Consider the following 14,679-nt stretch of genomic DNA (forward strand, 5'->3'; position numbering starts at 1 on the left):
GGGACCTTTGAAAAACAGAAGTGCACAGTATTCTTTAAATCCATGTATTAAAAACTGCAGTAAACCATTAAAAGCGGAAATTATAAACTGAGCCTCCCCATCGCAGAAATAGACTGTGCTGGGAGGCTCAGTTGCATTTGTATTCTTATCACGCGCCTGCTCATTTAAGCTGCTGATTATTCCGAAAAAAATCTTGCCAGGGGTCCTTGCCGCCGATCCTCCGGAGCGCTTCCGCCATATTGATACCGTCAGGAGCCACCGTGTCCAGTTCATCCCAGGCGATAGGCATGGATATCCCAGCCCCTTTTCTCGCTCTTAGGGAATAAGGGGCAATGCTTGTAGCGCCTCTGCCGTTGCGAATCCAGTCGATGAATATCTTGTTGGTGCGCTTGGCTTTCCTGACATTGCTTGTGTAGCGGTCAGGCCACTTCTGCTCCATCACTTGGGCAACGCGCCTGGCAAAATCGTGAAACACCTCCCAGGAAACGGCCGGTTTTAAAGGGACGACCACATGATACCCTTTGCCGCCGCTGGTCTTGAGATACGAATTCAGGGAAAGCTCGGCAAGAATATTTTTCATATCCCGTACACCCTGACGCACCGTACTCAGATCCATTCCCTCATCCGGATCCAAATCAAATACCATCAGATCCGGCTTTTCCAGCTCGTCCACACGGCTTCCCCAGGTATGAAATTCCAGCGTGCCCATTTGTGCTTCGGCAATAAGTCCGGATGCGTTCTCAATATAGAAGTAATCTTCCGTTTCTCCGTCACTGGTGGAAACAGGGATGGTGACGATTCCTTGGCTGCCCAGACCGGGATGCTTCTTGTAGAAGCAGGTCTGGGATATGCCTTTGGGACAGCGTACAATGCTGAGAACCCTGCGGCTCACATACGGCAGCATGCGCTCTGCCACCTTGGCGTAATACCGGATCACATCCCCTTTGGTGACTTCAGGGTCGGCAAAGATCACCTTATCCGGATTGCTAATCTTTATTCCTTCGATGATGATGCTGTTATCGTTTGCTTTCATGGGGCTTTCCACTCCTTTGGCGAAGGATTGAGGCTGTATCGCGTCATCCGCTTTCTCCTTCTTTATATCCCTGGGATCTTTATCCTTCCGCAGGCCTTTGAAGCTTGCTTGCCTTAACCGGTGATCTTCGGTCCATTCGGCAAATTTGATTTCGGCGACCAGTTCAGGTTCAAGCCAAGTGATCTTTTCATTCGACCTGCGCTTTGGCGCGAGTTTGAAAGGAGGCTCCATTCTCTTTATGCTCTTAAATTCTCCCTCAAGCTCTTTCATGTCGGCTTCACTCAGGCCGGTGCCGGCACGCCCGGCATAGACCAATTCCCCGCCTTCATAGACCCCAAGGAGCAGGGAACTTATCCCGCTGGTTTTTTTAGAGGAAAGGGTATAGCCGCCGATGACAAATTCCTGCCTTTGCTCGCATTTAAGCTTGATCCAGTCACCGTTTCTCGTTCCGTTGTAGATGGAATCGGCTTTTTTACCGATGATCCCTTCCATGCCCGCCGCACAGGCCGCGCGGAAACTTTCCCGGCCGTTCCCTCTGACATGGCGGCTGTAGTGGAGGTTTTTGGGAGCATCCTGCATCAAAGCTTCCAACGTTTCCTTCCTGTCGATCAGACGCTGTCCCCGGAGGTCCGCCCCATCCAGCGCCAGGAGATCAAAGACGATATAGGTCAGGTTTTGGGCCTGGGGATTTTTCAGATAGTTCTGCAGAGCCTGAAAATCCGTCCTACCCGCTGCGTCCGTGATGGTCATTTCACCGTCCAGAATCATCGCCCTTCCGTCAGCCCAATCGACGAGGGAAGAGGCGACATCCTGGAACCGTTCGGTATAATCATTGCCGTTTCGGGTGATGAGCCGGACGCTGTTGCCTTCAATATAGGCCAGTATCCTGTAGCCATCGTATTTCAACTCATAAAGCCAATCCTCACCCTCAGGAACCGTATTGACTAATTGGGCCAGCTGCACGCCGGTACTGCTGAAGGAGTTCCTCGTGATCTTTTCGTCTTCCCCTTCTTCGATTTCCGTCATGGTGCGCCCAGTTCTGATGCTGGTGCTAAATTCGGAAATCCCGTCGGCAGTTTTGGCATACTCATCTTTTTCTTTAAGCAACAGCCAGTTATCCTTCGTCTCGCCCGCTTTCCTTTTCAACCGCACCAGAGCCCACTTTCCCTTCAGTCTTCTTCCTTTCAGAACAAACTTCAGCACACCTTCACGGAGTCCGTCATCCACATCCCCATAAGGTTCCCAACAGCCTTCATCCCAGATCATGACGACTCCGCCGCCATATTCCCCTTTGGGAATCGTCCCCTCAAAGTTCCTGTATTCCAAAGGATGCTCCTCCACCTGTACGGCGAGCCTCTTGTCACGGGTATCGTAGGAAGGCCCCTTGGGCACTGCCCAGCTCAACAGGGCTCCGTCCCATTCCAGACGGAGATCGTAGTGATCTCTGCGGGCTATATGGTGCTGTACGACAAACCTCAGACCCTCTTGGGCAATTTCAGTTATCCCTTCCGGCTCCAAGGTTCTTTCAAAATTTCTTTTCTGGTTGTATCGGTTGAGTTTTGCAGTCATATCATCACGCCGGTTCCTTCTCTTTTTTGCTATTGTTTCCAATTGAATTATAAGTATCCGGACGTTTTCCATGCGCTTTCTGTGATTCTTGAATAAACTAAAATTCGTTCATAAAAAAACAGCCGACCTGGTAGAAAAAATACACCATGGTCGGCTAGCAGTTTATCTATTCAATTGTTCGTTAGTATTGATTATTAAAATTGCAAAGCTGCATTGCTACGCCATCTGCCATAATTTCAAACCCAAATTTTTCGTAAAAAGCGGCATTTTTGCTCTCTTCTGGCATTATTTCAAGATATAGATAATCCTTATATTTTTCCTTAATCATTCCAATCATTGTTCCTGCAATTTTCTGTCCTTGATAATCAGGATTTACCAAAACATAGTGCATATATGCTACCATTTCGCTGTCATCCAGCACCCGTACAAGACCGACCAGTTTATCTCCATCCCAAGCTGTTAAGACGGTAGAAGAATTTATCAATGCTTTATACAATCGACTTGGATACTGACCAGACACCCAGCCAACAGATAAGAATAATTGCTGCACTGCTTCTTGCGTGAATTTTTTTTCCTCTGTGTAAGTAATCGTCATTGGAAAATGCCTCCTTTTCCTTACTTATAGTCACATTTTTTACATTGCGTCCTTGTCTTTTCATTATCTTCTTTGTGATAGGCTCCAGACCATCTGCAAATACTCTGCAAAATAGGAATCACAGAATTGCCCTTCTCAGTGAGGCAATACTCCACACGAGGCGGAATCTCATCGAATGACTTTCTCTGCACAATATCATCTGCAATCAGTTCCTTGAGGGTGGATGCCAGAACAGCATCCGTTATATTGCTCATTTCTTTTCGAAGTGCACTGTATCGTAAAGTGCCTTTTTCAGCCAAAACGCATATGATTCGTGATTTCCACTTTCCGCCGAAAATTTCAAGGCCATATTCAAGCGGACACCGGATGTCCTCTTCCATTTTATGTTGATACATCAGCTTCACCCCCTTACAATATCCCAAGCACAATACAGCAAAAACAGGCTCAATATAAAATTGATCGATTTGTAGTGTTTTTCGTAAATGCGCTGCATCTTAATTCTAAGTGCTAATATGGGGAACAAGATAGACCAGCAACAAAGTCATAATATATAAATAGATTTTTACATTTACAAATTGAAGAGAGAATCCCTCTCGAAAGGATGCTTGTCCATCCTTCTTATCCTTTAACGGCTTACTTCGAAAAATGTGTATTGCCAGCCAGACCATATATATGCTTCCAATATATTTCAGCACAGCAAGCACTGGTGTGAGAAAAGCGTTCAATCCATATACCGCCAAGGTAAAAAAAACTGCACACAGGCATAACCTGCACAAATGCCAATAATTAGTCGTTTTCCTTTTTGCCAGCCAACATTGTCCAAAAAACTGATATCGACATTTTACCCTCCTGTGTTCAAACGAGTGTAACGCTATTATAGAGGGCTGGCTGTGTATCAGCAAGTAACTATGAAATTTATGAGTAACTCATAAATTTGCGGATATCTTTTTCTCTTGGAGCGCTTGAAATATAATTACACCAGACTCAGGCAAACAAAACGAGTCACATCACAAAATTGGAGGTAACGCCATGAAAGTAAATGCTTATTTGGAAATCACAATGAAAATCGAAGAAGCCAACCGGGCAGACGCTGCCAAGGTTTATACTGATTATCGCGGCCCGTTTCTGGAAACAATTGAAGGTGCTCTGACCAAAGACCTGCTGATTCGTGGCGAGGATGTTCAGGTACTTCACGGCTTCGACAGCATAGAACACGCACAGGCTTACCTGTCCAGCGCAATGTTCCAGAATGATGTCTTCGTTGGCCTCAAGCCGCTCTGGAGCGCTGACCCGGATGTAAAGATTTATAGCGTGGCATAATTGCTTGAAACATACCGTGATTTCTCCGTGCATCGTTGTCCGATGTGCGGATTTTTTATAAAAATAGCCCATCAAAAAAGGGTTAGATTCCTCTAACCCTTTTTTGATGGGCTATTTCTTCTCTATCCTAACAACTGTCTCAACGTGCCTTGAACGATAAAAAAAAATGCCGTATGGACCTGGTAGCCCCTTGGCGGAGGTATAATCTTATAAATTGTACTTCTATATTTATGCAAAAGATATCATCGTGTTTTTTCGGTTGCACTTAAGCTCTTAGCCCATTCTTTTACTCTCCGACTGCTTTCTTCTTCTGATAAATCCTCGATCCTAGTCATAATGGACCATCTCACTCCAAAAGGATCCAAAATACTTCCGTATCGATCACCTGAAGCAAAGTTAATAACTCAAATACCTGATCAGCATCAGCAACGTAAATTGCCAAAGAATAACATGCATTATCCTCAGTTACCCCTTCATTGGATTGAATTCATCAACTCGTAGAAATATTTAGGCTCATGAGCTTTATTAAGATTATACCAGGCGTTTAATGTTTGCGGCGTAAATACGTCTAAGGCCTTCAAGACATGTAAAGCAAATTCCAAAGGAGCTATTCCGGAAGCAGTTATCAGTTTTCCAGCAGTTACACCAGACTCCTTCTTGTAGTACTTTTCTCCGTTATAGGTAGGACATATCATTTTAAGGTATTCCAAGTCGTTGCTCGTATGCCATCGTGAATCCAGCAATCCTTTCTGAGCAAGCCCTATTGTAGCTCCACAAATTGCCGCCACAAGAATATTTCCCTTTAAACACTGCTCTACCGTTTTCAATATAGGCTCATGAATTGTTTCTGCCCACGTATCTCCGCCCGGTAGAATCAAAGCATCTGCGTTTTCAATGCTGCACTCATCCAGTTCAATATCCGGTAATATTTTTAAACCTCCCATTGTAGTAATAGGAGTCTTTTCAATTCCCACGGTAACGATTTTTAATGGGGTTAAGCCTTTCTTATAGTATCTTCCGGAGTTCAGTTCCGCAGTTAAATAACCTACTTCCCAATCAGCCATTGTATCAAATACATAAAGATATACAGTATTATTCATTTGCCTGTCCTCCATCTTTTTCAATTCATCAATCAATCAATCATTCATTGGGATTGAATGTTTATCCTTATAATAAAACAGCTTCACTGACAACTACTGTCAGTAAAGCTATCATAATTGATAATATTCCATTAATTCCGATGCAATAGAAATAAGCTTTTTCTTTAAACTCTGTGGTTCAATTACTTGAATAGCCTTTCCGTAAGATAGAAGGAAATAAGGTACATATGCATGAAGTGCTCTTTCGTCAAGTAAAAAAACTGCTTGATTTGACCTACGCTCTTTCAGGTGATGACCTAAAAACCAATGGATGCACAAATCGTCCAAAGCTTCTGACCTGCCACAAATAATTAATGTAACCACCCCATCCTTATTTTCAGAATCCGGTAAAAGATTTTGCATAAAAAATTTCCTGGCAGAAAAGGCTTCCGGCCTTTTAAACATCATTTGCGTTCGCTGTATCCGATAAATCCGTTCAGCTCGAAAGCTTCTGATTTCGTTTCGAAGATGGCAGAATCCAACCGTATACCATTTATTGTTCCAATAGAGCATTCCATAAGGGTCAATCACTCTTGTCCGGGGTTGTTCTTCATGACTTGTACGGTATTCAATTTCTACAGAATATTCGTTTGCTATAGCCTGCTCCAGTTCTTCCAATGTCGGCTTAACAGACGGGGCAATATCACGGTTTATCACTTCGAAACCGGCTAAGTGGCGATTGAGGATACTTTCCTGTTCCCGGTTTGAATACAATTTTAATTTTTGTGTTGCATTGTTTAACGACTCACTGAAAGGGTATCCCGCTTCGTTGGCAAATACGGCAGAATGAAGCAGCGCTTTTAGTTCTCCAATATCAAAAAATAAAGGTATATTGATAAAATTGTTCAGTAAACTATACCCGCCATTATGACCTGTATCGGATATTATAGGCACCCCACTGGCACAAAGTGCATCAATATAACGATAAACAGTCCTTATATTTATTTCTAACTTTTCAGATATCTGTTTTGCAGTCACTTTTGCGCCTGAATTCAGCATCCACAAGATCGCAAGCATATTATCGTTTTTTGACATGGGTACCCCCTCCTCTCTTACCTTTCTTCCATCCATCCTTCTAAATACCTTGTGTCGTCTACAAAAGGTTCTAAAAATCGGGGTGATAAATAAACTTTTGGGCTCCGATTTTTGCTCATTTTTTACAGTTCATTCGTTCATAACTATCTGCCAAGGTTTTTTAATATTTCGTGAAAGCGTATTGTGGCTAATGCACTCGGTTCACCTTTTTTGCAAAAAGAAAACTTAGCCAACTTTGGAACATTGCGTTCAACAACAATCTGCCCATCTACCATTTTGGATTCCAGCATTTTTAAAGCTTCCAGAAATCGGTTATCCTCCTTTGCGCGATTGTAAAAAGACAAAATATAAACGTAAATAAAAAGATTGTAGTTGCGAAATGGATACTCGACCTGCATGAACAATGTTCCAATTCCATAGTGGCACGGACCAATTGGTTTACGGATTGTCCAATGCTCAAGCAAAAATTCCACAGCTCTATTAAGTGCTGGTTCTTTGTTGAGATATTCACTAAAGCGGAATGCGCTTAAGACAGTAAGTGTTGGGAATGGGTTTGAATACTCAGTTTCTGGACCTCGACCAAAGCTAAACTTATTGCAACGCCAGCCCCCATCAGCATATTGTATGTCTAAAAGATGTTGGAACGTTTTTTGCAGTCTGACATCATATACATATCCCATATGGCAGAGTACATCGGCAGCGTGAGCGGTCTGGCATGGGTATATAGAGCCTTGCGGATACAACTTAAAACTTCCATCTTCCCTCCAAGCACTGAATATTAAATCGGCGCATTCTTTAAGCAGAGGCTCGTTGGGTTCCATACCCAATTCCAACAGATAAAGTACACTATCCAGAGTGGAAAAGGGTGATCCCTTAATTAAGCGTTTGTCAGGTGTTGTCCAATAGTCTGCGCCATTATCATATCTGTGTGACAATATCGCTTCATAATCTGATAAGTATTGCTTCTGTATAGCCATTTCTTTCAACTCCTTTTATATTGAGCTATCTCCTTATTATTCCTTCACCTAGACCTATAAGTTTTCTCTTGCATTATCTAACATGTTTAAAACTTCTTTCAAAAAGGATTGTGTCATGTGTTCTTATTAAGAAGTACAACCGTCTCCACTGCCTTGAGTGTACAAAAAAGATGTCGTACCCCTCTGGTATCCCCTTGGCGGAACTTACACTTAATCCGGCTGTCAGTGCCAAACGGCAATGATCATCGAATTTTTATTCATCCTCAGCCAATCTTGCCACAGCTTTGCCGCACTTTTTGCATTTGCCTTTGAGAAGTATGCCAAATTTATCGTTATGCATGGAGTATTACACAATAGTAGTCACTCCGCAAGTAGAACAAGAACTTGCTCCATTTTTGCATATTGAGAAATAACATTAATATCTTTTTTCCTTAAATGCTTTCTCTGCCTCTTTTTCAATAAAATCTTCATTATCAGGACGCCTACCGCCTTCCACGTTCGTTTGTCAGTAGCGGCGCGATGGCGGCTAAATAGTAGATTGACAAATTGAATATAGTAAGCTATGCTGATAATCAGTTAAACTTATTATATTGTACGGAGATTACAGATGAAAATTGAAGAGTCTTTAGGATTTAAGCTGGCAAAAGCGTCGCAACGTATGTTTGAACTCTTTGCTGACCGCCTGAATAAGGCTGGTATTACATCTAAACAGAATGGCGCGATGCTGATTATTCACGAGCATCAAAACATTACGCAAAAAGAGGTTGCTACTCTTCAACGGGTGGATCAAACAACAATGGGGCAAATTATTGATCAGCTTGAAGAAAAACAGCTTGTCATGCGTGTAAAACACCCTTCGGATAGACGTGCCTATTGCCTCGTTTTATCCGATGCCGGAAAAGAACTCATTACGTCTCTGTGGGCAGATATGAAAAACTGTGAGAGTGTATTCCTGCAAATGCTTAATGAGGATGAAATCCAGCAATTATTTAGATTGCTAGATATAATTGAAAAGGAGTAAAACATCATGAGTAAAATGGATTATTTTAAAGCGAAAATTGAGGCAACCATCAGCCCCATGGATTTTATGCAGGCAGCGAAGGCTGAGCCGGACAAGTTTCTAGTGGTTGATGTGCGCAATGCTCCGCCGCATATTATGAAACAGAAAATTGAAGGAGCTAGTCACATTCCTTTAATGCATCTATCAGACAGACTGGGTGAGCTACCGAAAGACAAAATTATTGTTGTGTATTGCTGGGAAACATGGTGTAACATGGCCGCAAAAGCAGCCATTGTATTGTTGGAAAATGGATACGATGTCCTTGAACTGACAGGTGGTATTGCAGCCTGGACAACGATGGGCTTTCCTGTTGAACCCGCGGAATAATAGCTTACCCTGCCAATTTGATGCACTTGCCTGCAACACTTCGTCTTTTTCACATGACCATTGGATCAATGCTGCGGGAATGCAATTAAGAAACGAGTCGTCAAGTTAGAGTCATGTTCGCAAATGGCTGTGTATCAGCAATAACGTTTAAAAGAGCCAAAAACAAAGGCATCAAGATTTGCTGTCCTGATGCCTTTGAATTTTCCTGTGCAAAATTCCCGTTTTGGAGATCATATCCTTCCAACGACCCCTTGTCATCTATGAAAACAGCCAAAAAAACGGGTCAAAATTTGTACTTTTTTGCTTCGATTTTTGCTCAATTTTTGCTCCAAAACCACTACATATAGTGTGGACGTGCCTTATTTGTCGTTCAAACCACTATTCGTCATCAAAACTATACTCTCAACGTGTCTTGAGTTGTCAAAAAAGATGTCATACCCCTCTGGTATCCCCTTGGTGGAAGGCATTATTCTTATATTTGTACTGAGTATGATTGTCAACTCATTTAAAACTTCCTTAGTTCCATACTACAACAAGGAACTATGGAAGTTTTGAAAGTATTAGGAACACATTTATCAATAATAATCTATTATCCTTACCACCAGCAATCATCATTGGCTTTGTATTCTACTTCTACATCTTCCCTAACAAAAAAACTACTTGACTTTATTGGAGAAGGTGCTATAATTTAATTAGCCGGCTAATCAAATGAGGAGTTTATTCAATGGAATATACATTCAAAGATCGTCCAACAAGTGAGCGAATCCTTAAAGCAATGAAAAACCGTTCAGAAATTGATCCGTCCCTTGTCTTAACATTTCTGAACTTGCAGTGGACATATCGTGATTTGGAGAAAGAATATGGTCGTTTGCTTGAAAAGTATCGACTGAGCGAGTCTAGCTTTATTGTGATGATGTTGCTGTTTCATTCTGATAATGAGCCACTTAGTCCATCGCTAGTTGCAGAAAAACTTGGTTCTACACGCGCTACTGCAAGCAAGCTGATCAAGCGCATGGAAAAAGATCATCTAGTTTTAAAAATAGCTTCAGAAAAGGATAAACGTTCAGCCTCAGTTCAGTTGAGTACAGAGGGTCGTCAGGTTCTTGAAGCCTTTCTTCCGTATAATTTTTTGCTTGTTGAGAAAATATTCTCCTCTTTTAGTGCGGATGAATTGAATGTGTTGAATACCTTGTTGCATAAATTGTCTGACGGTACAAAGAAATTAAAAATGGAGGAAATAATATGAAAGAAGCACAAATTCAGTTATTAGAAACATATATGAGTCTGTATATAAATCATTCAGTTGTCGTGGAGTATTTGGATCAACCAGAATCACCTTATGTGATTTTAGATGTAAGAAATGCACCCGCAGCAGTTAAGAAAGACCAGATCAAAGGAGCAATTGCTATTCCTGCTAGGAATCTTGAACAAGTGCTTGATACACTGAATAAAAGTAAAACATATGTTGTTTATGATTGGACAGGGGGAACAATTCTTGGTAAACAAGCGTTGCTGATTTTGTTGAAGCACGGTTTCGATGCCTATGAATTAGCAGGTGCGCTTGAAGGTTGGAAAGGCATGAATCTTCCTATCGAATCACTGACATAGAATACTGTAATAATTATCATGATAACCCTGCTTGGCGTGTAAGTGGTCAATTCTAGTGGATCAGTCGTGCAGCACTGTATCATTCTTAAGTGGATTGCTCTGGTAGGGTTGAGCAGCAATATAATGGAATACATCTTGCTAAATGCACAACTTATGAAGAGCTTTGTATAGAAGTGAATGATTACATGGATTATTATAATAAAGAGCGTTATTCAATGGGAACTGGCAAAGCTTGCTCCTAATCAGTATGCAGAATATTTATGAACAGGATATTATCCTAATAAAGGTATAGCAAAAGCGTCACAACTATAATTACTAGCTGTGACGCTTTATCATACTCTTTTTTTTAAATGTCCTTGACATTGGGACCACTTTATTCAACCTTCACGCTTTTTATATATCAGATATTCATTTTTCTATTTCTCCGTCCGTTGCAATAGAACACAACTTTCTGTATGTATTTCAGACTGTTCCCCCTCTGAAATGGAGTCCATCGAATATACTAATCATTTAATCCTTTTCCATTCAAAATCTGCTGCAACCATTTCTCAACCCTTGACGCTCGAGTTTTGGATTGTTTGGGTTGAGAAAAATGAAGAATGTATGCTCTTTGCCGTCCCGGCGTCAATGATTCTAAAGCAGTTTTGAAAGCAGGGATTTCATCGAATTTATTTTGCAATTCTTCAGGAATTACGAATTCTGTATTCTTTTTGAAATTCACTTCCAAACCGGCTTTTTCAACTTCAATGGCTTCATGAATATAGGTTTTCAAGAGGGTTTCCATCTCAACGATTTCTCGAACATCGGTGAACCGGATCTGGCGCCCTGCCTGCACATTCTCCGTTTGTTGGACCAGAATACCATTGGCATCCTGTAATAGGGCACCTTTGAAAAGCAGAAGCGCACAGTATTCTTTAAATCCATGTATTAAAACTATGTTACTTCCCTGAAAAGAGTAACAAGGTTTACCCCACTTCAATTCTTCGGTCAGCTGACAGTCAAGAATGATCATTCTCAATTTCTCAAATTCTTCCCGCCACTGTTTTGTTTTACTTAAAAATCCATCAACCTTAGGGTTCATTCTACTATTTGTCATCAAGGTACACCCCTCTTCGATTTTTCGATTCTGACAAGTTGCGTGACAACTTCAACGTGCCTTGAGGATACAAAAAAAGATGCCGCATCACTCTGGCATCCCCTTGACGGCTAGTTTCTATGGTAACATGTCTTCATAAATCTTCTTATTATTAGCAATTATTTGTTCTAATTGTTTACGCTGCCGCTCTTTTTCTTCCTCTGTCCGACTATCAACGTATCCAAATTTCTTACATACCACTTCCCATGGAATATACTCCGCTGTTCCGTTTTCACTTTCTTCGCAGCATTCCTTCATGCTGCGATTTTTTTAATTCCAGCTTCTATTTCATCGGCATCATAACCAAAGGACGTCAGCTTGTATAAGGAGTGTGCCGCACCAACCTCAGGGCTATATGTATTAATGCATTTATCTAAGACTTCCAAGGATAGCCATTTTCTCCAGGGTGTTAATTCTAATCCATAGCGTTCTTTATCATCAGTCTTAACTCCAAAAACCTCATAGTTAAATGCTCCCGTATGAAACTCATCTTCAACCTTTACTACAGCCAATTTAAGGTCACCGTCATTCACCTCCGGCGGCAATCCCTTTAGTTGGTTGAAAACTTTTAGTTCCTTAAATGCCGGTTGAATTTCTTTGGGTAGTTGATTCTTTTGCTCTCTTTGAGCTATCATGTAGAAAACACCTCTTAATTCTATGTGATAGTGGGTTTTGCTCGACTTTCACTATACCAAAGAAAAGAGGTGTTTTCTATTGTCAATGAGCATTTAAATCAATTTCTTTTCCGTTAATACCAAGGTTTCAGCTCATTTTTCGCTCTGCGAAAGTTGAGTAAACAACAATTGATTTTTCAGGCATTCCCATATTTCTTTATAAATTTATATACCGAATCGGCAAATGTTTTTTTCTGTTCTTTGAGATAGATAATAAGCGCCTCTCTGTCTTGAAGCGGTACGTCCCAGTCCTCGGGAATTTCCCTAATCACTTCTTCGATTGACACTTCCGGCAAAGCCAAGATTTGTTCAATATATGAAGATACGATCGTTAAATCTTCCAGCATGCCCGCTGCCCAAATATGAACGATAGAATCTTTTTTAAATCCTTTACGCTTTTGCAGCGTTGCCTCATTCCATTTGTATCCTCCCGAAAAACATTTTCCGTGATCGATCATATGAATATTATATTTGCCTTCCGGCAACCGTTCTAAAAGGATGTTGCTTTTTGTGCGGTCGGCGTTATGCACCCAATGGTCGAAGACGAAAATTCCGGCCAAAACCTGGTGATTTTTGATTTCATTTTTAGTCGGGTGAGGAGGTTTCTTAGAGAGGCCGATGCAATTATCTATAAAAAGGCTTGCAAACTGTTTGCCTGGTTTGTAATTGGAAGAAAACTTTTCCGGTATATACTGAATCTGCTCCTTTGACATATGCACAATTTCAAATGGTACTACAGGTAAAGAAAGTAGCTGCCCTAATCTGGCGATAACGAACTCGTTTACCAGCTCCCTTGTTCCGTGGAAATTGTTTTTACATTTTACCGCATAACGATTTCCATCAGTAAATAATAATAAATGTGCAGCTTTTCCAGACAGAGTCTCCAAATATTTTACCGGTTTTAAAGATGTCATGGCTCCAACACTCCATTACTACAATGTTACTTTACTATATTCAAAAGAAGTGAAAGAGTACTGGACAAAAAGGGATTTCTGGAATTTTCAGGCCTTATTCTTGTGGAAAGGACCATCCTCCAAGGATGGTCCTAAAACTTGCCGTTATAAACAGCGCGGAGAAACGTATCATAAGTACTCTGCGAAACTTGTCGTTTCTCAGAGGTTCCAGGAACCTACGCAGAACGACAACAAATGACAACTAACAAGCAGTCCGCCGAGTACATGTTACCATGAACCACGCAAGACTCGGTACTTGACTGCTGGCTAAGCTTTATCAAGGCGGATTCTTGAACTTAGCAAGGGGCAACTTACATAGTGATTTACCATCGGATAACTTAGCGTAAGCTTATTTCAACTTCCAGTTATGTACAAAATCCTACTTTTTCTGTCCAAAAATGCAGTGCCTCATCTTGGTTATTTACATACAACATAATTTGACCGATTTTCCTTATCATTGATTTTTCTTCTCCCTTGTATAAGTAATTACCAAACTCATACTACCATAAGTGCCGATCAGCAATAGGCTTCATTTGCTTAATCTTCTTTCTAGCTTGTCCATTGCTATATTTCCGTGCAATGTTGTTCTGTCTCTCTGAGACGTTTGCCAGTTCCTCGTCGGAATATGCTCGCAATCGTCATCTGTTATCGTTCAGCGTAGGGTCTAGGAACCTAAGTGCAATAAAAGAGTTTCTTTATTTTGCCAAAGCGAAAAGGATCATAACTTTACGATCCTTTTTATACCTACCGTCAGCCATCCTCCCATTGATTACCTAACCCATACTAATCTTTTTACCGACCGCGATGTCTTGAGGCTTTTGCACGGCCCCTATGATACTCCGCGCGGCCCCTTCGATATTCTGCCATACCCCTTTGATATTCTTCCATGCCTATCTGCCATTCGTTTCCGCGCCATGGATTGAGAACCCATTGTTTACCGACCTCAATTCTTTCACCAACATAAATTCTATTAGGATTGCTAATTTGAGGATTTAAATCCTTCAAATGTCTGACCGTTGTATGAAACTGCATCGCAATATTATACAGAGAATCTCCGGGTTCAACTATATAGAACATCACAAACATCCTCTCATTTTCCATATTTGACCATATTCATTTTATGGCGGGACAGATTTTTTCTGTGCACGTACTTTTATAAGAGAATTTATTTAATTTAAGAGGTGCTATGAAATTGTGCACATTTTGCTGCACATGTTATTATCCAAATAATATTTTGACTACAGATTCTAGTTA

19 protein-coding genes are annotated in these 14,679 nt (G+C 41.2%); 6 read left to right on the forward strand and 13 right to left on the reverse strand.

Annotation, left to right across the window (positions count from 1 at the left end):
- Positions 1-160: 160 nt before the first annotated feature.
- From ligD to ACHOLT_RS17295, 4 genes are all read right to left on the reverse strand, one after another.
- A complete protein-coding gene (gene ligD, locus ACHOLT_RS17280; RefSeq protein WP_425808127.1) occupies positions 161-2,602 on the reverse strand; it encodes a DNA ligase D in 2,442 nt (813 codons plus the stop codon).
- Positions 2,603-2,783: 181 nt separating this feature from the next.
- Positions 2,784-3,197: a GNAT family N-acetyltransferase gene (locus ACHOLT_RS17285; RefSeq protein ID WP_425803158.1), complete on the reverse strand. Its 414-nt coding sequence runs from the start codon at positions 3,195-3,197 to the stop codon at positions 2,784-2,786.
- Between the two features lie 20 nt (positions 3,198-3,217).
- Positions 3,218-3,592 carry a winged helix-turn-helix transcriptional regulator gene (locus tag ACHOLT_RS17290; protein WP_425803161.1) on the reverse strand — a complete coding sequence of 125 codons (375 nt, stop codon included), beginning with the start codon at positions 3,590-3,592 and terminating at the stop codon, positions 3,218-3,220.
- Between the two features lie 105 nt (positions 3,593-3,697).
- Positions 3,698-4,099 carry a LysE family translocator gene (locus ACHOLT_RS17295; protein ID WP_425803163.1) on the reverse strand — a complete coding sequence of 134 codons (402 nt, stop codon included), beginning with the start codon at positions 4,097-4,099 and terminating at the stop codon, positions 3,698-3,700.
- Positions 4,100-4,226: 127 nt separating this feature from the next.
- Between ACHOLT_RS17295 and ACHOLT_RS17300 the strand changes: the two genes are divergently transcribed.
- On the forward strand, positions 4,227-4,517 hold the full coding sequence (locus ACHOLT_RS17300) for a hypothetical protein (protein ID WP_425803166.1): 291 nt from the start codon (positions 4,227-4,229) through the stop codon (positions 4,515-4,517).
- Positions 4,518-4,990: 473 nt separating this feature from the next.
- On the opposite strand, the gene ACHOLT_RS17305 is transcribed toward ACHOLT_RS17300, so the two are convergent.
- From ACHOLT_RS17305 to ACHOLT_RS17315, 3 genes are all read right to left on the reverse strand, one after another.
- Positions 4,991-5,617: a type 1 glutamine amidotransferase family protein gene (locus ACHOLT_RS17305; RefSeq protein ID WP_425803168.1), complete on the reverse strand. Its 627-nt coding sequence runs from the start codon at positions 5,615-5,617 to the stop codon at positions 4,991-4,993.
- A 111-nt stretch (positions 5,618-5,728) separates the two neighbouring features.
- Entirely contained in the window at positions 5,729-6,691 is a 963-nt protein-coding gene (locus ACHOLT_RS17310) for a helix-turn-helix transcriptional regulator (RefSeq protein ID WP_425803170.1), read from the reverse strand.
- Between the two features lie 143 nt (positions 6,692-6,834).
- The gene (locus ACHOLT_RS17315) at positions 6,835-7,668 is read right to left on the reverse strand and encodes a prenyltransferase (RefSeq protein ID WP_425803172.1); all 834 of its coding nucleotides are present in this window, start codon (positions 7,666-7,668) and stop codon (positions 6,835-6,837) included.
- 607 nt (positions 7,669-8,275) lie between these two features.
- Between ACHOLT_RS17315 and ACHOLT_RS17320 the strand changes: the two genes are divergently transcribed.
- Together ACHOLT_RS17320 and ACHOLT_RS17325 are read left to right on the forward strand one after the other, a co-directional pair.
- A complete protein-coding gene (locus ACHOLT_RS17320; RefSeq protein ID WP_425803175.1) occupies positions 8,276-8,689 on the forward strand; it encodes a MarR family winged helix-turn-helix transcriptional regulator in 414 nt (137 codons plus the stop codon).
- A 6-nt stretch (positions 8,690-8,695) separates the two neighbouring features.
- On the forward strand, positions 8,696-9,055 hold the full coding sequence (locus ACHOLT_RS17325; RefSeq protein WP_425803177.1) for a rhodanese-like domain-containing protein: 360 nt from the start codon (positions 8,696-8,698) through the stop codon (positions 9,053-9,055).
- 100 nt (positions 9,056-9,155) lie between these two features.
- Here the strand turns inward: ACHOLT_RS17325 and ACHOLT_RS17330 are convergent, their stop codons facing one another.
- Positions 9,156-9,329: a hypothetical protein gene (locus ACHOLT_RS17330; protein ID WP_425803180.1), complete on the reverse strand. Its 174-nt coding sequence runs from the start codon at positions 9,327-9,329 to the stop codon at positions 9,156-9,158.
- Between the two features lie 450 nt (positions 9,330-9,779).
- Between ACHOLT_RS17330 and ACHOLT_RS17335 the strand changes: the two genes are divergently transcribed.
- From ACHOLT_RS17335 to ACHOLT_RS17345, 3 genes are all read left to right on the forward strand, one after another.
- On the forward strand, positions 9,780-10,301 hold the full coding sequence (locus ACHOLT_RS17335) for a MarR family winged helix-turn-helix transcriptional regulator (RefSeq protein WP_425803182.1): 522 nt from the start codon (positions 9,780-9,782) through the stop codon (positions 10,299-10,301).
- On the forward strand, positions 10,298-10,663 hold the full coding sequence (locus tag ACHOLT_RS17340; RefSeq protein WP_425803184.1) for a rhodanese-like domain-containing protein: 366 nt from the start codon (positions 10,298-10,300) through the stop codon (positions 10,661-10,663). The genes ACHOLT_RS17335 and ACHOLT_RS17340 overlap by 4 nt, the downstream gene beginning before the upstream one ends.
- An 89-nt stretch (positions 10,664-10,752) precedes the next feature.
- Positions 10,753-10,905: an IS3 family transposase gene (locus ACHOLT_RS17345; RefSeq protein WP_425803186.1), complete on the forward strand. Its 153-nt coding sequence runs from the start codon at positions 10,753-10,755 to the stop codon at positions 10,903-10,905.
- 260 nt (positions 10,906-11,165) lie between these two features.
- On the opposite strand, the gene ACHOLT_RS17350 is transcribed toward ACHOLT_RS17345, so the two are convergent.
- The 5 genes from ACHOLT_RS17350 to ACHOLT_RS17370 form a co-directional block, all read right to left on the reverse strand.
- Complete coding sequence (locus ACHOLT_RS17350; protein ID WP_425803188.1) at positions 11,166-11,759, reverse strand: YdeI/OmpD-associated family protein; 594 nt, start codon at positions 11,757-11,759, stop codon at positions 11,166-11,168.
- A gap of 117 nt (positions 11,760-11,876) precedes the next feature.
- A complete protein-coding gene (locus tag ACHOLT_RS17355; RefSeq protein ID WP_425803190.1) occupies positions 11,877-12,056 on the reverse strand; it encodes a hypothetical protein in 180 nt (59 codons plus the stop codon).
- Positions 12,053-12,433 carry a DUF6557 family protein gene (locus ACHOLT_RS17360; RefSeq protein ID WP_425803193.1) on the reverse strand — a complete coding sequence of 127 codons (381 nt, stop codon included), beginning with the start codon at positions 12,431-12,433 and terminating at the stop codon, positions 12,053-12,055. The genes ACHOLT_RS17355 and ACHOLT_RS17360 overlap by 4 nt, the downstream gene beginning before the upstream one ends.
- A 176-nt stretch (positions 12,434-12,609) precedes the next feature.
- Complete coding sequence (locus tag ACHOLT_RS17365) at positions 12,610-13,386, reverse strand: HipA family kinase (protein WP_425803196.1); 777 nt, start codon at positions 13,384-13,386, stop codon at positions 12,610-12,612.
- Between the two features lie 831 nt (positions 13,387-14,217).
- Positions 14,218-14,502, reverse strand: a complete 285-nt coding sequence (locus tag ACHOLT_RS17370) for a LysM peptidoglycan-binding domain-containing protein (RefSeq protein ID WP_425808129.1) — start codon at positions 14,500-14,502, stop codon at positions 14,218-14,220.
- Positions 14,503-14,679 lie beyond the last annotated feature (177 nt).

The organism is Desulfitobacterium nosdiversum (assembly GCF_049860565.1).
GTDB lineage: Bacteria > Bacillota > Desulfitobacteriia > Desulfitobacteriales > Desulfitobacteriaceae > Desulfitobacterium_A > Desulfitobacterium_A nosdiversum.